This is a genomic window from Paenibacillus sp. 05T425, assembly GCF_056396205.1.
Genome location: NZ_JBFTLA010000008.1, coordinates 72,124 through 90,913, shown reverse-complemented (window position 1 = coordinate 90,913; position 18,790 = coordinate 72,124). Strand labels below are relative to the sequence as shown.

The following is an 18,790-nucleotide window of genomic DNA, read 5'->3' as shown; positions in this document are numbered from 1 at the left end:
CGCTGGTAGGCGTGGAATGAGGTCCTTGCGTTATTTTGGATGATGATTAAGTCATATCGACTATCACTTTAACCGTTCCTTTAGCTTCGATCGCTTTGTTGAAAGCCTCCCCGATATCGTCAAGCTTGAACACTTGCGTGATGAGTCCGGATAACTTGTCTTTATAACGGTCAAGATGCTCGACGACCTTCGAGATATCTTCATGCGTATAGCCGCTTGCGCCTTTGATCTGTACTTCTTTGGACATGACATGAGCAAGGCTAACGGGAACATCGCTCTTATAAACGGCAATAACCGAAATTTTCGCATGAGGTTTGGTGATTGTCAGTACGTTCTCGAATAATGACGGTGCACCAGCAGCATCGATGAATACATCGACATTCGGCACGTTCTGGCGGTACACGCTCGTCTCGCCAAAATGCCGGGTCAGCCCTTCTTGTAGGCTTTCGGTGCTTGTATTGACGGTAAGGGCGCCTAGCTCGGCTGCCTTGCTTAAGCGCCATTCATCCATATCGACCACGCAAACCTTCGTCATGCCTTCCGCGATCAAGCTTGCCGCAGCCGTAAGACCGATAGGTCCGGCGCCTAGAACGACGATGTTATCGGTCGACACCGGATTTGCGCTGAATGCGCCGTGACGGCCTACGCTCATCGGCTCCATCAGAGCTGCGACCTCTAGCGGTATGCTGTCTGCCATTGCATACAAGTTATAATCGAGAGCCGCATCTTCTACAACTACATATTGCGAGAAGCCGGAGCATTCCAATGATTTGTACCTTCCGACTTTTTTCGCCGTGATCGGATTTATTCCAACATGCATGCCGATTGCCAGACTTGACGATACTTCTGCACCGACCTCGACCACTTCGCCTACCATTTCATGTCCGAACTCGGAACCCAAGCTAATGCCCATATTGCCGGCGCCGGTCTTCACTATATTAATGTCTGTGCCGCAGATGCCGCTTCGCAGGTTACGAACTAAGACGTCCTTTGGCCCAATGCTGGGAATGGCTCGTTCTTCCACTCGAATATCGTTTTTTCCATAATAAATCGCTGCTTTCATCGTATAAAGTCACTCCTTCTAGTAATAGGAACTGACAATATCGTAATCGTTTTCAAACCCTTGAGCAAACGACAACAGAGGCCGTTTCGTCATATAAGCTACACAATGAAAGCATGTGTAAATTTAGAGCCTACATGTTAGACAGAAAAGAGCTGATTTTTTTTGCGTGGCAGCTAGAGATTGAACTTGATAATCTGCGATGCCAAATAATGCGGTGAATACGGCATATCATTGCCAAGCCACAGCGATATGGTGCCTACGAGTGCAGAAGCGCCATACCATGCCGTAATTTCTCTTGGGACAGTGCTAATTGGATTTTGTGCATTGGATTCCGAAGGTGACTTATATTCGTTGTTTTTCAATATGAGTTGAACCATTAATTCAAGAAATTTTGGCGTGAATACAGGTATTTTTTTGGAGACTAATAACACTTTATATACTTTAGCATGGCTTGCGATATACTCCATTAAGTTCACGAGTGTCGAGCGCACATAATCGTTTATATTTTGTTCCTTTTGCTTCTCTAGTAAGATAGTCTCGATCTCATTGATCATTTCGTTCACGAAGCTGTCGATCATATCCTCTATATCCTTGTAGTGGAGATAGAAGGTTACGCGGTTKATTCCCGCTCTGGTCGTTATGAGGTTCACGGATATTTTTCTGAATTCGACCTCTTGAATCAATTCGAAGAAGGCGTCATGAATCAATTGTCTTGTTCGAATAATCCTTGGGTCTAAGATATGGGTGTTGTGCAAAGGATCACCTCATTCGTGTAGATAATTTACATGTGTATATTATACTACAGCTGTAAGTCTTGTGAAACAAATGGACATTGACAAGCTCATACAAAAATCTCTATAATTTTATTGTACAGTTGTTCAATAAATCGCTGGAGGGATTCATTATGCGTTTAGAAGGTAAAGTAGCGGTTGTAACAGGCGCCGCATCCGGTATGGGGAAAGCTATTGCGGAGTTGTATGCAAAAGAAGGAGCAAGCGTCGTCGTCTCGGATTTGAACATCGAAGGCGCGGAAGCGGTTGCAGCAGGCATTCAGTCAAACGGAGGCAAAGCTATTGCCGTGAAAACGAATGTAGCCGACCTGAACGATGTGAATACAATGATCGATACAGCCGTTTACGAATTCGGCACGCTCGATATTTTGGTCAACAATGCCGGCATTATGGATAACATGGCTGCTGTGGGCGATGTGAATGATGATAAATGGGATCTTATCTTTGATGTGAACACGAAGGGCGTTATGCGCGCGATTCGCAAAGCGCTTCCGATCTTCTTGGAGAAGGGCAAAGGCGTTATTGTGAATACTGCTTCTACGGGCGGCTTCAGCGGTGCTCATGCGGGCGCTGCTTATACGGCTTCCAAGCATGCGGTTGTCGGCATTACCAAAAACACAGGTTATATGTATGCTCAAAAAGGTATTCGCTGTAATGCGATTGCTCCAGGCGCGACGATGACGAACATCACTTCTTCCATTAACAATATGGACGAGTTCGGCGCTTCGCGTACGAGATTGACGCAAGGGGTCATTCCTCGTTTGGGACAACCGGAAGAAATCGCACAAGTCGCTCTGTTCCTGGCATCGGATGAATCCAGCTTTGTGAACGGCGCAATTATTGCGGCAGATGCAGGCTGGACGGCTGGCTTCTAATTCATCTATCTAATATCAAGTAAATCCAATCCATAGACTACAAGCAGCGATCGCTGCCTGTAGTCTATTTTTCTTTTCAGATCGCTGCTTACACCTTATAATTATTGAACAGATACGTATGAAATCGTATGATAAACGAATAATAGCGTTGCATGATAAGAGGGGAACAGAGGAAATGAACGAGAACGACCTAAGAGTCATTAAGACAAAAAAAGCGCTGCATCAAGCGCTGCTGGCATTATTGAAATCCAAAGCGCTCGAATCGATTTCCGTCTCCACCTTATGCAGGGAAGCAGCCGTGAATAGAGGAACGTTTTATTTGCATTATAAGGACGTCGGAGCATTGTTCGACGAGCATCTCCATCATTTGCTTAAGGATCTGGAGGAGTCCTTCTATGAGCCTTACCGGCTTGTGCCGGATCTCATTTCGAGAGGGCTTGATCCTTCGACGATTCGGATCTTTCACCATGTGAAAAAATATCAGCCGTTTTACGAGATCGTTTTCGATAAAAAATCGTCGTTGTCTTACTATTATTCGTTGCTGGACAAAATCAAAAGCCTCATCACGGACAGTTCCCCGATTGCTAAAGTCGCAGAAGGAGACATTTCCATGATGGTTACCTATCAAGCTAATGCGATTATGGGGTTGCTCATTCAATGGAGCATGGAGGGCTTTGCCCGCAGCCCGGAATCCATGAGCGAGCAACTCACTTATTCCTTGAAGCTGCAGCAGAAGGGGCTAACCTTTGAGTAGGCTAGCTGATATGTAATGGCAGACTTGAAAATTTCACAAACTGTTCACTTATGCGGACACTTCCTCTTTTTTTATAATGGGTAAAGTAAAAGAGAGGATGATGGAGAGTGCCAGAAACAAAAAGAGAAGATTTTTATTTTGGGATGATGATGTGTATCGGGATGGTCATATTCATGACGAGTTACAATTTGATTCGGAATGATCTGATTGGGACGATTTCATTCACAGGCGTTATCATGCAACTTGTTTTAGGTTTTATTGTCGCATTCCTAATTGAATGGTTTGTGGTAGGTCCGATTGCCAAGAAGATTGCCTTCTCATTGCCTTATGACAAATCCAAGAAGGTGCTTGTGATCGTTTCGTTAGCCTTCTTTATGGTAAGCGGCATGGTGCTGTGTATGTCTTTTTTTGGACTTGCAATGACATACTTTGCTGACCAATTAGACGGGCATTCGCTATTCCAAAGCTATGTCTCGAATGTTTGGCACAATTATGTATTTGCTTTCCCGCTCCAGCTCATCGTTATGGGACCTCTGGTTCGCTATCTGTTCGTCAAATTCGTGAAAAATAAAATGTCCGCGCAACCCGTTGGATAATATCGGAAATAACTGCTAACAAATAAGCCGCTCTGGATTGAGCGGCTTATTTGTTGTTTGGATCCCAATCAAAAGCTTGACATCAATCGATAGCATCGTATACATTTGTATACATAAAGCGAGTTGTATACATATGTATACACAACACAACGATGAGGAGGAAAGTCAATGCGTGAAGGACATGGACATAGAGGCAGACACGGTCAACGGGAGCATGGAGAGCACCGGGAGCACGGCCATCATCACCACAAGAGCGCTCAAACGTTCCGGAGAGGCAGAGCACTCGCCTTTCTGGAGAAGCTTCAGGTAACTCAAGCGACGCTTAAGCGCCAGTTGAACGACCCTGAGCTTGAAAGCATTAAGGGCGTCATTAGCGGTGAGTTAAAGGCAACAGAATCGATTATGGATGAGTTTATTCATATGTTCCAGCTCCATGAGACTGCAGCTGAAGAGCAGGCTGCTGATGTGAATCCAAACGATGAAAGGGCATGAAGGTGACTGAATGTGGAAGCTTAAGCGATTTTTGAAGCCGTATTGGCTGTGGTGCTTACTAGCACCGCTGCTGATGGTTGTCGAGGTGGCAATGGATTTGCTGCAGCCGTCACTTATGGCAAGCATTGTGGATAATGGAATTATGAGTAATGACCTTTCCCATATTATGAAGACTGGATTGCTGATGATCGGCGTTGCCTTAATCGGTTTAATCGGCGGGGTTGGTTGCACCATCTTCTCCAGCATCGCCTCTCAAAATGTCGGCAATGATTTGCGGATTAGGTTGTTTGAACATATCCAGACGTTATCGAATCGGAATTTGGATCAGTTAAAAACGGGATCTCTAATCACTCGTTTAACGAATGATGTGGTGCAGTTGCAAACATTCGTGCAGATGATTCTTCGAATGATCCGGTTTCCGTTGCTTTTCATTGGCAGCTTGGTGATGGTTTTCCGAATCAGTCCATCGCTAGCCCAGATTCTCGTTGTCGCCGTACCGATTCTATTCATTATCTTGTTTGGACTCATCCGGTTATCTTTTCCTTTGTTTGAACGTATGCAAGCTAAGCTTGACGGGGTAAACGTCGTTCTGCAAGAAAATTTGACTGGTATCCGTGTCGTTAAGGCATTCGTCCGCGCCAAGCATGAACAGCAGCGATTCAATGCAGCGAATAAGGACTATACAGAAACAGCAATAAAAGCCGTACGATTAATGGCGTTAAATATGCCGCTTATGATGCTTGTGCTGAACGTAAGCATTGTTGCCGTCCTATGGTTCGGCGGCTTGCAGAGCTGGAACGGCAAGCTGACGGTCGGTGAGCTGGTCGCCTTCATTAACTATGTTACCCAGCTGCTGATGTCCATGCTCATGCTGAGTACGATGCTGACTTTCGTCTCGCGGGCGAAGGTTTCCGCTTATCGGGAAAACGAAGTGTTTGATTCGGTAAGCGAGATTACGGAAAATTCAAATGCGAGCGGTGACGCCATTCACACAGGACTGATCGCATTCAATAACGTATCGTTCGCCTATGATCAGAGCGATGAGAACCTCGTGCTGGAAGGCATTGATTTCACCGCGAAGCCTGGAGAAACCGTTGCGATATTGGGAGCTACGGGAGCTGGCAAGTCAACGCTTGTTAGTCTCATTCCGCGGCTTTACGACGTGTCCTCCGGCTCGATTACAATTGACGGAACAGACACGCGTTCGATGAGCCTTGATCATTTGCGCAGCCGAATCGGATTCGTCATGCAGCAGACGATTCTGTTCAGCGGCACGATTCGCGATAATATACGTTACGGACGGCCCGATGCATCTGACCAAGAGGTTGAGGAAGCCGCGCAAGCCGCACAAGCTCATAACTTCATCACTGAGCTTACGGCAGGGTATGACACTTTGCTCGGTCAACGTGGCATCAATCTGTCCGGCGGACAGAAGCAGCGGTTATCGATCGCGCGCGCTTTCTTAAGCGATCCAGCCATTCTGATTATGGATGACAGCACAAGCGCGTTGGATGCGGCAACGGAGTCAAGGCTTCGGCAGCATATGAAATCGCAACAACGCCGCAGCACCAACATCATCATTACGCAACGGATTTCGTCTGTCATGGACGCAGACCGTATATTAGTTCTAGATAACGGCAAGATCGTTGCACAAGGCTCGCATGAGCAATTAATGCACAGCAGCGAAATATACCGGGATATTCGCCAATCACAGTTGAAAGGAGAGGAAGAGGTATATGGCCATGCTAACTAAGAGCAAGGATGCTGAATCTCCCAACAGGTCGACAGAATTATTCGGAAGAATGCCAGGTCATGGCCCGGGTCTAGGACGCGGCGGCCCCGTACCGAAGGCGCGCGCCAAAAATCGAGGAGCAACGATCAAGCGTATCTGGGCGTATATGAATCGCCAGCGTTCCGGTCTAATGATCGTGTATGTGTTCACCGTATTGGGTGCGATTCTTACTTTGATCGGTCCGTACCTTATGGGTCAAGCGATTGATCATGCGGTCATACCGGCCGACTATGACGGACTTATCCGTTATTGCTTGCTTATACTAGGAATTTATGTGCTGGGAAGCGTCATTGCGTGGGTGCAAGCGTATGTTATGACCTCCGTTTCGCAGAAAACGGTATTCGAGCTGCGTCGTGATTTATTCGGCAAATATCAGGAGCTGCCAGTTCCTTTTTTTGACACGCATGCGAACGGGGAACTCATGAGCCGGGCTACGAACGACATCGAGAACGTGTCCAATACGCTGAATCAAAGCGTGACGCAACTGCTGAACAGTCTGATTACGCTAAGCGGTTCACTCGTCATTATGCTCATGCTGAATGTTCCCTTGACCGTTGTATCGCTCATCACGATTCCGTTAGTCCTTATCGCCAGCCGCAAAATCATTGGCCTCAGCAGTCAATATTTCAAAAAGCAGCAGCGGCATTTGGGCGAACTGAACGGGTACATCGAGGAGACGATCAGCGGACAGAAGGTAGTTAAGCAATATCGCAGGGAAGAGCTTGAAGTGAAACGGTTCCGGGCGATCAGCGGTGAGTTGAACAAGGTTGGTATCCGAGCGCAGATCATGTCGGGTCTTGTAGGTCCGGCCATGAACATGATCAATAATCTCGGCTTCGCCATCATTGCCGGCGTTGGCGGCTGGATGGCTTATCACGAGCTGGCTACGGTAGGAGCGATCGTCAGTTTCCTTAACTACTCGAGGCAATTCGGCAGACCGATCTCGGAGCTTGCCAATCAATACAATCTGATTCAGTCGGCTATCGCGGGCGCTGAAAGGGTATTTGAAGTGATGGATAGGTCTTCCGAATACGAGCAAGCTACTCCTATGGAATTGCCAAGATTGACTGGAGAAGTTTCATTTCGCGATGTGTCCTTCGGTTATAAAGCAGACGTTCCGATTCTGAGCGGAGTAACCTTCGACGCGAAGCCAGGCGACAAAATAGCGCTCGTTGGTCCAACGGGCGCCGGCAAGACGACCATCGTTAATTTGCTGATTCGGTTTTATGAATTGAGCGGAGGCTCTATTCTTATTGACGGCAATGATATCCGAAAGCTGGACAAAAACGCTTTGCGCAGTCAGGTGGGGATGGTGCTGCAGGATGCGCACTTATTCTCGGGGACCGTTCGGGATAACATTCGCTTCGGAAGACTGGACGCATCCGACAAGGAAGTGGAGGAAGCTGCCAGGCTGGCGAATGCAGAAGGGTTCATAACCAGGCTGCCGCACGGTTACGACACGACGCTAAGCTCGGAAGGCGGCAATCTGAGCCATGGACAACGGCAACTGCTGACCATTGCGCGAGCGATTCTCGCCGATCCGGCCATTCTCATTCTAGACGAAGCGACAAGCAGTGTGGATACTCGTACCGAAATGCATATCCAGCAAGCGATGAAAACGTTGATGAAAGGGCGTACCAGCTTTGTGATCGCTCATCGATTAAGTACGATTCAGGATGCGGACCGGATTCTCGTCATACAGCAAGGGCGGATTGTCGAGCAAGGCAATCATGAACAGCTGCTGGAGCTCCAGGGCGTCTACTGCGACCTCTATAATAGTCAGTTCATGCAGGCTATTTAGAAGATAAGCCATGAATGACGATATTATTTCTCGCCCTTGACTAATTGAGTAATTTGATTGGCCATATAAATAGGACTGTACGGCGTTTTTTCCTTCAGCCACCAGGTTACGATTCCTAATGTCGATGAGGCTAAAACCTCGTTAAGCACATGGAATTGTCTGCCTTTCGATCTTCTTTCCTCCCCCCACTCCGTGATAATGCCCATCAGCATAGCGAACACGCGATCGTGGAACGCTTTGTTGTCCAACATTACCGTATATAATCCGGCATTGCGATAAAAGTGTTCCAAAAATGAAGTAAGCGCCGGATGCGACGAGGGGGTAGGGGGAGACTTTTTGATCGCCTCGATTGTAATCGTCTGGTACATCTCACCCAGCACATCCTCAATCATGTGCTCCATCAGATCCTCAATGCTGTCGTAATGCAAATAGAACGTTGCACGGTTCAATTCAGCCCGATCGGCGATCGATTGGACGGTCAGCTTGCTCTTATCCGGATCTTCTTGAATTAATGCGATAAGCGCTTCCTTAAACATTTTCCTCGTCCGTTTGATTCGAGGATCTATTTTGTCGTTCTCCGATTTCATCGATTCTCATCCTTATTTTCTATTTTGCGGTCAAACTTTAATCATGCTAGTATCTTATCAGCACTGTATCTTTTAATCAACAATACGTCTATTACGCCGTTCGTAATAAAGTATTTTCAAGAAGGTGTTGACTTGGAGTTAACTCCAAGGTGTACACTTCAGTAGTCGGCTGGCAGGCAGCTTTAGTTAGATGAAGGAGGTGAACCCGCATGCTGACCATTGCGGAAGTGAGCGACAAATTCGAGCTTTCTCAGGATACGCTCCGTTATTATGAACGAATAGGTCTGATTCCGCGCGTCAATCGCAAAAAAAGCGGATTCCGAAGTTATACCGAAGAAGACTGCAGATGGGTTGAATTCATTAAATGCATGCGTAACGCAGGTCTGCCTGTTGAGGTGTTAATCGAGTACGTGGCATTGTTTCAACAAGGGGATGAAACGCTCGAGGCAAGGAAAGAGCTGCTTATTGAGCAACGAAGGCTGCTAAACTCGAGAATTGAAGATATGCAAAGTACGATGGAGCGGCTGGATTATAAGATCGAACGGTATCAAGAAGCAGTAGTGGACAAATAGATAAGGAGAGAAAACCATATGTGCAAAACCCATGTATTAAGCGTACCAACTGCAAAAGCGCCTTTTGAGAAAACGACGATCGAGCGGCGAGAGCTCCGGCCTAACGACGTCTTAATCGATATCAAGTATTGCGGTATATGCCACTCCGACATCCATAGCGCTTACGATGAATGGGGAGGCGGCATGTTCCCTATGGTTCCGGGACATGAGATGTCCGGTGTGGTAACGAAGGTAGGAACGGCCGTAACGAAATTTGCTCCAGGCGATCGCGTTGGCGTCGGATGTTTCGTTGATTCGTGCGGCACATGCGAATATTGCTTAAGCGGTGAAGAACAATATTGTACGAAAGGCGTTATCAATTCGTATAATTCACTAGACTACGATGGCAATCTCACCTACGGCGGTTACAGTGAGCATATCGTCGTAAAGGAAGAGTTCGTTGTCCGTATACCTGACAAGCTGGACCTGGATGTTGCCAGTCCGCTATTATGCGCAGGCATTACGACGTACTCTCCTTTGAAAAAATGGAACGTCGGTCCGGGCAAGAAGGTTGCCATCGTAGGAATGGGCGGGCTTGGACATCTTGCTGTCCAGTTCGCGCATGCACTGGGAGCGGAGGTAACGGTACTCAGCCAGTCCAATTCCAAACGAGACGAAGCGATGGAGCTCGGTGCAGATCATTATTATGCCACAAGCAATTCAGCTGTGTTCGCTGAGCTTGCTAACCGATTTGACCTTATCCTTAATACCGTATCTGCAAACTTGGACGTAGATGCGTACTTATCTACGCTGCGAATTGACGGAACGCTCGTCAACGTCGGAGCGCCTTCCGAGCCGGATTCGTATCAAGTGTTCTCGTTAATCATGAGTCGCCGCAGCATAGCGGGTTCACTTGTAGGCGGCATTCGTGAAACGCAGGAGATGCTTGATTTCTCCGCTCAGCATGGCATCGCCCCGAAAATCGAAGTTATTCGCGCAGAGCAAGTAGATGAAGCTTTCGAGCGCATCCTTTGCAGCGATGTGCGTTATCGCTTCGTGATTGATATGGCGACCTTGTAACTGTATTGTGAAATTAAAAAGCTGAAGCCCGCTATATGCGGGCTTCAGCTTATTTGTTTATTGAACCGATTGAGCAAGGTTCATCTCAATGCACATGAGAATGAAAGCGCCTGCGCCATGCAGGTCATTCTCGCTGGTCGGGCGGGCAATATAGTGGGCATAATCGCCGATCCCCGTGCCAATGCATATTTGACCGATGATAACATTGCCGTTCTCGTCGAATTTCAGCGTATCAATGACGCCTTGATAACCCTTCCATGCATATTGCAGGTAGCTGGCGTCTAGATGACCCAATCGCACAGCCTTGGCAATCGCGTGAACGTACAACGAGGTACAGGAGTTTTCCAGCCAGTTGTCGGCCAGGTCGCCTTTGTCCACCACCTGATACCATAAGCCGGTTGCCGAATGCTGATAGGCAATCAGTGCGATAAGCAGGTCTTGCACGATCGTTATGAGCGCAGCTTTATCCTTATGGTCCTCGGGCATATGCTCGAACATTTCGAGCAGTGCGACGGGATACCAGCCGATCGCGCGTCCCCAGAACTGTGAAGCTTGGCCCGTGTCCGGGTCAGCCCAGCTAGCGGACTTGGTTTCGTCCCAGCCATGGTACAGCAGACCGGTGACGGGATCCTTCGTATGCTTCTCCATTAATAAGGCCTGAAAGGACATGATGTCAAAATAATCGCTATCGCCGAACGTCTTCCCGAATTGTACAGCAATCGGTCCGGCCATATACAAGCTGTCGAGCCACATTTGATTCGGGTAATGTTCTTTGTGCCAGAATCCTCCTGACGGATTCGTCTTCCATGTCTTGAACAGCGGAACAAGGTTGTATAACGCTTTCTTGTACTTTTCATCTTTCGTTCGCTCGTAGAGGTTAAAGAGCAGGACACCTGGTTGAATATCGTCCAACTCATCAGGATTATGTTTCTTGAAGCTGCCATCCTCAAGAACTTGGCTGTCCACCCAGCGCTTAATATATTCGTAATAGCGATGGTTGTTAGTCTGCTGCCAACATTTCTCCATGCCGGACAGAAATACGCCTTGATGATAATGAAAGCGATCGGGCGGCAGCGACTCCGGCTCATATTTGAACATTAAAGCCTCGCAAGCTTTCTCGGCCCATTGTATGGGGGTCAGTTCCGCTTGTAATTCCGCTTTCACATTAGATGATGATGCACTCATATTCTGTATGCCTCCTTCATCAATTTATAAAACTATAGTAGCATGATGAATATGTACATTTTTTGCTTAAATCGTTTGTTTCTTCTCATATCTTGCGTCCGTGAATTGAAATCGTATAATAGAGAGACAATTGGCGGGGAGGAGAGCGGCGTTTCATGGACGATTTTTTATATGACAACGGCGAGGGCAGCTTTTTGGTGTCGTATCGGAAAGCTTTGAGCCATCATATGCCGATCAGCCATTTCCACAGTACGTATGAAATCTTTTATCTGATGTCGGGCAACCGGGAGTTTTTTATTAAGGATCGAACGATGCAGATTGACGAGGGGGATGTCATTATTATCTCTCCGAATATTTTGCATCGCACGATCAATGCGGCAATGCCTAAGCATGAGCGGCTTATCGTGAATATTTCCGAGAGCTATATGGCAGCGGTTAATCGTTCTTATATGGAGCTGCTTCAGCCGTTGTTGTCAAAAGAATACATGGTCATCAAATGTTCCTTGCACGATCAGCTCTCCATTAAGTCGCTGTCGCATCAGATCATGCAGGAGATGCAGGATCAGAAGCCGGGCTTCGAGATGTATATGCAGACGTTGGTTATACAGCTGCTCATCATATGCTGCCGGCATGTTAGGCAAGACAGCAAGGGACATTGGGAGTCTCCAAGCCTCATGCACGAAACGATCTCGAATATTGTAAAGTATATCAACAGCCATTATGGGCAGGAGCTGTCGCTGCATTTGCTAGCCGAGAAATTTTACGTCAGTCCTTATTATTTGAGCCGTACCTTCAAGGAGGCGACCGGCTTCACGTTCGTGGAGTATTTGAACAGCGTAAGGGTGAAGGAGGCGAAGAAGCTTCTTGAGCAATCAGGGATGAAAGTAGGCATGATTGCCGCTAAAGTAGGCTTCGGAAGTGTTACTCACTTTGGCAGAGTGTTCAAGTCGGTGACCGGTTATGTACCTTTGCATTACAGGAAAGGAAAGAGTTAGAGGGGATTGGGATGACCTGATAGGTGAAAACCTTGATTGTTAATCCCCTCTAGAAGCAGCTGCATTTATTTAATGACGCGTCTAGCGACTACAAATCTTTGTTTGTACCAGTTGTTCGTATAGATGTTCGTAATGACTACGTCGCGTTCTGCTGTAAGATTGTGAATCATTTTGCCGTCGCCTATGTAGATGCCTACATGACCGACGTCGCTTTTGTTCTTGCTGTTAAGCCAGAAAAATACGAGATCGCCTTTCTGAAGATTGCTCCACGATACTTTCGTGCCCACTTTAGCTTGATCGTCATCGTCTTTGTTTACGAGCGATACCCCAATATTGGCAAGTCTATAAGTTAGGTATGTGAATCCAGAGCAGTCTGTTTTGTAAGGGGGCTTCACTTCTTGTCTTTGTTTCCAGTTCACATACTGTACTTTGCTCTGCAGCGAGAGTGCAGTTTGAACCACTTTATTTTGTTTCGCCGTTACGGATGCCGAGGCAGCATCTACATTGGCAGTTGCAAATAAGGAAGTGGCAGGTAAGCTGACGGCTAACATTAACATGGCTAATTTTGTTTTAAAGCCTTTTTTCATGATCGATCATCTCTCCTCGTTGTTCGTCTCCCTTGTATTATAAAGACCCTTCGGAGGAGTAAAAAACCTGCAAAAATTGGCATGTAAACGCGACAATTACATAATAGGGTTAGAAAAAGTCAGTGTTTATACGGGTTTTTGGCATCATAAACGTACTGGAATAATTGGGATGAATAATTTCTTTCTTGTTGATCAATAGCGACTATGTTATAATGCTTGATTTTTGAATAATGGATCGTTTTTGAGAGTTCAAAAGATCCTTCCTACGTACAGTTAAGGAAATATAAGCTGGACGGACACGACGACGCTTTGCGGGGCGTAGGCGTGCATGATTTGATCTCGCAGCAGCGATACGGCGGCACGTGCCATCTCCCGTTCGTCCTGCTGTACATATGCGACGTTCGGTATGCCCGGATCGTCGAAAGAAATCAGCTCCACATTAGTCTGCCCTTCGATGCTTTGAAGAGCTTGCGATGTCAGTTGGGCAATTTCCTCCGTTAATGTAAAAGCTGCCGTGATCGACTTGTGTCCTTGAAGGAAGTCCGTAATGTAAGCAAGCGCGCGGTCGCTGCGGAGAATATCAAGCGGTACATGGCACCATAGATTCTTATCGATAGAAATTTCTTGKTCGATGTATGCTTTCTCGACCCCGGTCGTCCGATCCTCGACGGCCGTATTTGCGTTCTCCGGAGAAATGAGCGCAATATGGCGATGTCCTTTCCCAAGCAGATACGACACTGTATCATAAGCCCCGCCTAGATTGTCTGATGTAATCGTATAGGTCTCGATATTGCGAAGATAACGATCAATAAAGACGAAAGGGAACTTATCAAGCGACAATCGCAGCAACGATTCGTTATATTTCTCATCCTCGGTAGGGAAGACGATCAAGCCTTGAACGCCGGCATCGACTAAATCACGGATGGATTTGGATTCCTCTGCAGCCGATTCGCGCGTAATGCTCAATATCATTTGGAAGCCGGCTTCCTTTAAGTGAAATTCCATGTAGTCGACGAGCTTCTGGATGACGCGGGTTTTCATGGTTGGAATAGTGAAGCCGATTAACGGAAGGGCGTTAGGCGCAGCAATCCGCATCGACGAAGTGCCGGCTAGCTTTACATCCGCCGCGACGAACGTTCCTTTGCCTTGAATGCGGGTGACCAGTCCTTCATCGGCCAGTTCGGTAAGCGCGTTCTTGACCGTGATTTTGCTTACCTTGAATTCATCCATTAATTCTTGTTCCGAAGGAATGCGATCGGAAGGTCGAAGCCTTCCCGAAATGATTTTCTCGCGAATCTGTTGTTGGATTTGTTTGTAGAGAGCCGTTTTCTTTATCAAGTCATCCACTCCCAATAAAAAATATGATTTTATACTCAATTGGTTATATAAATAATAATTAATAGCTATTATAATCCAAAGAGTAAAGCGCTTTCAAGCTTGACATTAAAGCGATTAAGCGCGTTAACCAAATTTTCAAGGGGGATTATCCGAATGAAAAAAGCGCTTCATTATTCGCTTGCTTTGGCACTGGTCAGCTCAATGGCATTAACTGGTTGCAGCTCGGGAAACAACGAAAATAATGCTTCTTCCGGATCCAATTCGTCTAAATCAACGTCCGGAACAACTACGCTTGAATTTTGGACCTTCAACGAACTGCATCAGAAGTTTATGGAAAGCATGACCGAGAAGTGGAACGCTGCTCATCCGGATACGTTGATCAAATTGACCGCGACGACATTCCCTTATGACGACGCTCACAACAAGCTGCTCTTGGCGCTTCAATCCGGCAAAGGCGCACCGGATCTCGCGGATATCGAGATCAGCAAAATCGGCAACTATCTGAAGGGTGATCCGCAGTTCGTAGAGCTTAACGACATTGTTGAACCTGCGAAAGACAAATTAGTGATGTCCCGTCTCGACAACTATGCCAAAGACGGCAAATATTACGGCATTGACTATCATGTCGGAGCGCAAGTCATTTATTACAATAAAGAAATTCTGGATGAAGCTGGCGTAAACGCGGATAACATCATTACATGGGATGATTTTGAAGCGGCAGGCAAGCAAGTGCTTGAGAAAACCGGCAAGCCGATGACGACTGTGGAGACGACAGACCAATGGTCGTACTGGCCGATGGTCGTTCAGCACGGCTCAGACTTCCTTGATAAAGACGGCAATGTGACGTTGAACGATCAGGCTAACGTAGATGTCCTGACGTATCTGCAAAAGCTCGTGAACGAGAAGGTTGCCATCGCTGCTCCCGGCGGCTTCCATCATGCCGAAGAGTATTACGGCTTCATGAACGGCGGAGGCGCCGCTTCGATCTGGATGCCGATGTGGTATATGGGACGATTCACTGACTATATGCCGGATCTGAAAGGCAAAATCATCATTAAGCCAATGCCTGTATTCAAGCAAGGCGAACTGCGCTCCTCTGGTATGGGCGGCACAGGTACAGTGATTACGAATCAATCCAAAAACCAAGATATCGCGAAGAAATTCCTGGAGTTCGCGAAAATATCGAAGGAAGGCAACATCGAAATTTGGAAGCAGCTTGGCTTTGATCCAATCAACACAGAGGCTTGGACGGATCCTGCGATGAACGAGTCTAACAAATACACAGACTACTTCGGCACGGGCATCTTCACCTTCCTCGACGGCTTGAAGAGCGAGATCGCGCCTACGAACATTAAGGAAAGAACGCCTTCCGTATCCGACGTCATCAAGACGAAGGCCATGTTCCAAGCGCTTAATGACATGAAAGATCCGAAGCAAGCGCTCGACGAAGCAGCAGAAAGCATTAAGTAATATAAATCGAACAGGGAGCTTTGCCGAAGAATCGACTTCTTCGGCAAAGTTTCTCCTGCCAGGAAAGGAGCGAATGGGCGAAATGAGATGGATGTATAACCAGCGGCTCGCGCCTTATGTATTCGTGCTTCCGTTCGTGCTCTCGTTGGCGGTATTTTTTGTCTATCCCGTCATGTCGACGATCATCATGAGCTTTCAGGAAGTACTGCCGGGACAGACGCATTTCATCGGATGGACGAACTATAAGGACTTATGGACGGATGATTCCTTCTACACCGCAATGTGGAACAGCTCGAAATACACCTTTTGGACACTCGTCGTCTTAATTCCGATGCCGCTTGTACTGGCCGTATTCCTTAATTCCAAACGTATGAAGTGGAGTTCGTTTTTCCGCTCCACCTTGTTTGTTCCGGCCTTAACGTCGGTTGTTGTAGCAGGTATCGTATTCCGTCTCGTATTCGGTTCGCTTGATGCTTCCGTCATGAATACGTTCCGCCACATGCTCGGCTTCGAGACAATCAATTGGCTCGGCGATGGCATGACGGGCATGCTCGTACTCATCATATTGGCAACTTGGCGTTACGCGGGCATTAACATCGTTTACTTCATGTCGGCGCTGCAATCCATTCCGAATGAGCTGTACGAATCGGCAGATATTGACGGCGCGAATACGTGGCAGAAGTTTCTGCGCATCACGCTTCCGCTATTGAAGCCGATCGCGATTTACGTGATTACAATTAGTATTTATGGCGGATATGCCATGTTTACGGAAAGCTTCATTCTATGGAGCGGCAATCGTTCGCCGAATGACATCGGTCTCACGATGATTGGACTGCTCTATCGTCACGGCATTGAGAAGAACAGTCTAGGGCTCGGCTCCGCAATCGGAATCGTTCTTCTGACGTTTACGATGATCTTGAATGTGATTCAACTTCGACTATTCGGCTTATTCAAGAAGGAGGATTGATCATGAAGGCCAAACGATTCCAACCGCAAACGATCCTTCTGATCGTCCTGTTCCTGATATTCGCCGCTTTGGCATTGTTCCCGTTTTATTGTTTGGCGCTCGCTTCCCTGAAGCCGTCCAAAGAACTGCTCCGATTCGGTCTCAACATTCGTCTGCAGCCGGAATTGATTTCTTTCGATAATTACTCTTTCATGTTCTCTTCGGGTGCAGCCAAGTATGCGAATTGGTACAAAAACAGCTTGATTATAACCGTCTTCTATACAGTGGGCTGTATGCTGCTTTCATCCATGGTTGGTTATGGACTCGCGATGTACCGGTTCTTTGGACGAAATCTCGTTTTCCTATGCGTGCTTCTTGTCATGATGGTGCCGGTAGAGATCATTATGCTGCCGCTGTACAAGCAAATGATCGCACTTGATTTGATCGATCGCTTCAGCGGTGTCATATTGCCATTCGTTGTCTCGCCGCTCCCGATATTCTTCTTCAGGCAATATGCATCCAGCTTGCCGAAAGATTTTCTTGATGCCGGGAGGATAGACGGCTGCTCGGAGTACGGTATTTTCTTCCGGATCTTCGTACCGCTAATGACGCCTGCGTTCGGCGCTATGATCATCGTTCAGGCGTTAGCCAGCTGGAATAGCTTCGTGTGGCCGTTGCTTGTGCTGAACTCGGCCGAGAAGCTGACGCTTCCAATCGGTCTATCCAGTCTAGTAACACCGTACGGCAACAATTACGATATTTTGATCGCAGGATCTGTACTTGCGATTGTACCAATCATGATCATATTCGTCTTTTTCCAACGTTATTTCGTATCCGGTTTAACTGTGGGCGGCGTTAAAGGCTAATGATTAAAAAACATAAAAGCAGGTGACAGGATGGGAGTCCAACAATCAAAGCTAGACGACGTAAAGCCATTAATCGAACAACGCGCTGATCCGCATATTTTCCGCCATTCCGACGGCTATTACTATTTCGCAGCCTCCGTGCCCGAATACGACCGCATCGAGATTCGAAGAGGGAGGACAATCGAAGAGCTTCCTCACGCGAATCCGGTTGTAGTCTGGAGAAAACATGAATCGGGCCTGCTAAGCGCAAACATATGGGCTCCCGAAATTCATCATATCGACGGCAAATGGTACATCTATTTCGCCGCCGCCCACACGACGGAGACGATCGATGGTTTGTTCGATCATCGGATGTTCGTACTGGAGAACGGGAATGCCAATCCATTGGAGGGGGAGTGGGAGGAGAAGGGGCAAATCCGCACCGCTTGGGAAAGCTTCTCGCTTGACGCTACGACATTCGAGCACCGGGGGACGCGTTATTATGTCTGGGCGCAGAAGGATCGCCAGATTGACGGCAATTCCAATCTCTACATCTCAGCAATGAGCAATCCATGGACGTTGACCGGGCAACAGACGATGATTACGTTACCGGAATACGATTGGGAAACGATCGGCTACAAGGTGAACGAAGGCGCTTCGTTCCTTCGCAAGGACGGCTTGCTGTTCCTTTCTTATTCGGCAAGCGCGACCGACTTCAACTATTGCATGGGATTGCTGGAGGCAGACGAAGACGCTGATCTGCTGGACGCCGCTTCATGGCGCAAGTCGCCTGTGCCGGTGTTGACGACCGACGAGAATCTTGGATTGTACGGGCCTGGACATAACAGCTTCACGCTAACGGAAGACGGCACGAATGCATTGCTTGTCTTTCATGCGAGAACGTATAAAGATATTTCAGGTGATCCGCTATACGACCCGAATCGGCATACATTCGTTGCGGAGCTCCAATGGAGTAGCGACGGAAGGCCGGATTTTCGCAGTTCAGTCGCTATGCTTTCGCGTGTCTGATCTTAATCATATA

19 protein-coding genes are annotated in these 18,790 nt (G+C 47.4%); 13 read left to right on the top strand and 6 right to left on the bottom strand.

From position 1 onward, the window contains the following. Positions 1-46 precede the first annotated feature (46 nt). Positions 47-1,063, bottom strand: a complete 1,017-nt coding sequence (locus AC1DF0_RS19365) for a zinc-dependent alcohol dehydrogenase (protein ID WP_477575022.1) — start codon at positions 1,061-1,063, stop codon at positions 47-49. Positions 1,064-1,236: 173 nt separating this feature from the next. Next, a complete protein-coding gene (locus AC1DF0_RS19360; RefSeq protein WP_477575021.1) occupies positions 1,237-1,818 on the bottom strand; it encodes a TetR/AcrR family transcriptional regulator in 582 nt (193 codons plus the stop codon). A gap of 149 nt (positions 1,819-1,967) precedes the next feature. Between AC1DF0_RS19360 and AC1DF0_RS19355 the strand changes: the two genes are divergently transcribed. From AC1DF0_RS19355 to AC1DF0_RS19330, 6 genes are all read left to right on the top strand, one after another. Next, a complete protein-coding gene (locus AC1DF0_RS19355; RefSeq protein WP_477575020.1) occupies positions 1,968-2,729 on the top strand; it encodes an SDR family oxidoreductase in 762 nt (253 codons plus the stop codon). A 175-nt stretch (positions 2,730-2,904) separates the two neighbouring features. Continuing rightward, positions 2,905-3,483, top strand: a complete 579-nt coding sequence (locus AC1DF0_RS19350; protein WP_442049034.1) for a TetR/AcrR family transcriptional regulator — start codon at positions 2,905-2,907, stop codon at positions 3,481-3,483. A gap of 107 nt (positions 3,484-3,590) precedes the next feature. Then, positions 3,591-4,079, top strand: a complete 489-nt coding sequence (locus AC1DF0_RS19345) for a DUF2798 domain-containing protein (RefSeq protein WP_442049033.1) — start codon at positions 3,591-3,593, stop codon at positions 4,077-4,079. A 168-nt stretch (positions 4,080-4,247) separates the two neighbouring features. After that, positions 4,248-4,571: a hypothetical protein gene (locus tag AC1DF0_RS19340; RefSeq protein ID WP_442049032.1), complete on the top strand. Its 324-nt coding sequence runs from the start codon at positions 4,248-4,250 to the stop codon at positions 4,569-4,571. A gap of 10 nt (positions 4,572-4,581) precedes the next feature. Then, positions 4,582-6,324 carry an ABC transporter ATP-binding protein gene (locus tag AC1DF0_RS19335; protein ID WP_477575019.1) on the top strand — a complete coding sequence of 581 codons (1,743 nt, stop codon included), beginning with the start codon at positions 4,582-4,584 and terminating at the stop codon, positions 6,322-6,324. Next, entirely contained in the window at positions 6,314-8,164 is a 1,851-nt protein-coding gene (locus AC1DF0_RS19330) for an ABC transporter ATP-binding protein (protein WP_442049140.1), read from the top strand. The genes AC1DF0_RS19335 and AC1DF0_RS19330 overlap by 11 nt, the downstream gene beginning before the upstream one ends. Before the next feature lie 23 nt (positions 8,165-8,187). Here AC1DF0_RS19330 and AC1DF0_RS19325 read toward each other — a convergent pair whose 3' ends face one another. Continuing rightward, a complete protein-coding gene (locus AC1DF0_RS19325; protein WP_442049030.1) occupies positions 8,188-8,751 on the bottom strand; it encodes a TetR/AcrR family transcriptional regulator in 564 nt (187 codons plus the stop codon). Between the two features lie 209 nt (positions 8,752-8,960). Here AC1DF0_RS19325 and AC1DF0_RS19320 point away from each other — a divergent pair, with 209 nt between their 5' ends. Together AC1DF0_RS19320 and AC1DF0_RS19315 are read left to right on the top strand one after the other, a co-directional pair. After that, the gene (locus AC1DF0_RS19320; RefSeq protein ID WP_442049029.1) at positions 8,961-9,323 is read left to right on the top strand and encodes a MerR family transcriptional regulator; all 363 of its coding nucleotides are present in this window, start codon (positions 8,961-8,963) and stop codon (positions 9,321-9,323) included. An 18-nt stretch (positions 9,324-9,341) separates the two neighbouring features. After that, positions 9,342-10,382, top strand: a complete 1,041-nt coding sequence (locus AC1DF0_RS19315) for an NAD(P)-dependent alcohol dehydrogenase (RefSeq protein WP_477575018.1) — start codon at positions 9,342-9,344, stop codon at positions 10,380-10,382. A gap of 57 nt (positions 10,383-10,439) precedes the next feature. Here the strand turns inward: AC1DF0_RS19315 and AC1DF0_RS19310 are convergent, their stop codons facing one another. Next, complete coding sequence (locus AC1DF0_RS19310) at positions 10,440-11,567, bottom strand: glycoside hydrolase family 88/105 protein (protein WP_477575017.1); 1,128 nt, start codon at positions 11,565-11,567, stop codon at positions 10,440-10,442. Between the two features lie 155 nt (positions 11,568-11,722). Here AC1DF0_RS19310 and AC1DF0_RS19305 point away from each other — a divergent pair, with 155 nt between their 5' ends. Beyond that, complete coding sequence (locus tag AC1DF0_RS19305; RefSeq protein ID WP_442049026.1) at positions 11,723-12,562, top strand: AraC family transcriptional regulator; 840 nt, start codon at positions 11,723-11,725, stop codon at positions 12,560-12,562. Positions 12,563-12,627: 65 nt separating this feature from the next. Here AC1DF0_RS19305 and AC1DF0_RS19300 read toward each other — a convergent pair whose 3' ends face one another. Then, positions 12,628-13,149 carry a C40 family peptidase gene (locus AC1DF0_RS19300; RefSeq protein ID WP_442049025.1) on the bottom strand — a complete coding sequence of 174 codons (522 nt, stop codon included), beginning with the start codon at positions 13,147-13,149 and terminating at the stop codon, positions 12,628-12,630. Between the two features lie 273 nt (positions 13,150-13,422). Further along, positions 13,423-14,487 carry a GntR family transcriptional regulator gene (locus tag AC1DF0_RS19295; protein WP_477575016.1) on the bottom strand — a complete coding sequence of 355 codons (1,065 nt, stop codon included), beginning with the start codon at positions 14,485-14,487 and terminating at the stop codon, positions 13,423-13,425. Between the two features lie 153 nt (positions 14,488-14,640). Here AC1DF0_RS19295 and AC1DF0_RS19290 point away from each other — a divergent pair, with 153 nt between their 5' ends. From AC1DF0_RS19290 to AC1DF0_RS19275, 4 genes are all read left to right on the top strand, one after another. Beyond that, the gene (locus AC1DF0_RS19290) at positions 14,641-15,957 is read left to right on the top strand and encodes an ABC transporter substrate-binding protein (protein ID WP_442049023.1); all 1,317 of its coding nucleotides are present in this window, start codon (positions 14,641-14,643) and stop codon (positions 15,955-15,957) included. An 82-nt stretch (positions 15,958-16,039) separates the two neighbouring features. Next, complete coding sequence (locus AC1DF0_RS19285) at positions 16,040-16,924, top strand: carbohydrate ABC transporter permease (RefSeq protein ID WP_477575015.1); 885 nt, start codon at positions 16,040-16,042, stop codon at positions 16,922-16,924. Positions 16,925-16,926: 2 nt separating this feature from the next. Further along, entirely contained in the window at positions 16,927-17,769 is an 843-nt protein-coding gene (locus AC1DF0_RS19280; RefSeq protein WP_477575014.1) for a carbohydrate ABC transporter permease, read from the top strand. Between the two features lie 30 nt (positions 17,770-17,799). Continuing rightward, positions 17,800-18,777 carry a glycoside hydrolase family 43 protein gene (locus tag AC1DF0_RS19275; protein WP_477575013.1) on the top strand — a complete coding sequence of 326 codons (978 nt, stop codon included), beginning with the start codon at positions 17,800-17,802 and terminating at the stop codon, positions 18,775-18,777. Positions 18,778-18,790: the final 13 nt, after the last annotated feature.

Coding starts and splice junctions, on each gene's coding strand:
- AC1DF0_RS19365 (WP_477575022.1), bottom strand. CDS start 1,063: ATGAAAGCAGCGATTTATTATGGAAAAAACGATATTCGAGTGGAAGAA.
- AC1DF0_RS19355 (WP_477575020.1), top strand. CDS start 1,968: ATGCGTTTAGAAGGTAAAGTAGCGGTTGTAACAGGCGCCGCATCCGGT.
- AC1DF0_RS19350 (WP_442049034.1), top strand. CDS start 2,905: ATGAACGAGAACGACCTAAGAGTCATTAAGACAAAAAAAGCGCTGCAT.
- AC1DF0_RS19340 (WP_442049032.1), top strand. CDS start 4,248: ATGCGTGAAGGACATGGACATAGAGGCAGACACGGTCAACGGGAGCAT.
- AC1DF0_RS19335 (WP_477575019.1), top strand. CDS start 4,582: ATGTGGAAGCTTAAGCGATTTTTGAAGCCGTATTGGCTGTGGTGCTTA.
- AC1DF0_RS19330 (WP_442049140.1), top strand. CDS start 6,314: ATGCTAACTAAGAGCAAGGATGCTGAATCTCCCAACAGGTCGACAGAA.
- AC1DF0_RS19325 (WP_442049030.1), bottom strand. CDS start 8,751: ATGAAATCGGAGAACGACAAAATAGATCCTCGAATCAAACGGACGAGG.
- AC1DF0_RS19320 (WP_442049029.1), top strand. CDS start 8,961: ATGCTGACCATTGCGGAAGTGAGCGACAAATTCGAGCTTTCTCAGGAT.
- AC1DF0_RS19315 (WP_477575018.1), top strand. CDS start 9,342: ATGTGCAAAACCCATGTATTAAGCGTACCAACTGCAAAAGCGCCTTTT.
- AC1DF0_RS19310 (WP_477575017.1), bottom strand. CDS start 11,567: ATGAGTGCATCATCATCTAATGTGAAAGCGGAATTACAAGCGGAACTG.
- AC1DF0_RS19305 (WP_442049026.1), top strand. CDS start 11,723: ATGGACGATTTTTTATATGACAACGGCGAGGGCAGCTTTTTGGTGTCG.
- AC1DF0_RS19300 (WP_442049025.1), bottom strand. CDS start 13,149: ATGAAAAAAGGCTTTAAAACAAAATTAGCCATGTTAATGTTAGCCGTC.
- AC1DF0_RS19290 (WP_442049023.1), top strand. CDS start 14,641: ATGAAAAAAGCGCTTCATTATTCGCTTGCTTTGGCACTGGTCAGCTCA.
- AC1DF0_RS19285 (WP_477575015.1), top strand. CDS start 16,040: ATGAGATGGATGTATAACCAGCGGCTCGCGCCTTATGTATTCGTGCTT.
- AC1DF0_RS19280 (WP_477575014.1), top strand. CDS start 16,927: ATGAAGGCCAAACGATTCCAACCGCAAACGATCCTTCTGATCGTCCTG.
- AC1DF0_RS19275 (WP_477575013.1), top strand. CDS start 17,800: ATGGGAGTCCAACAATCAAAGCTAGACGACGTAAAGCCATTAATCGAA.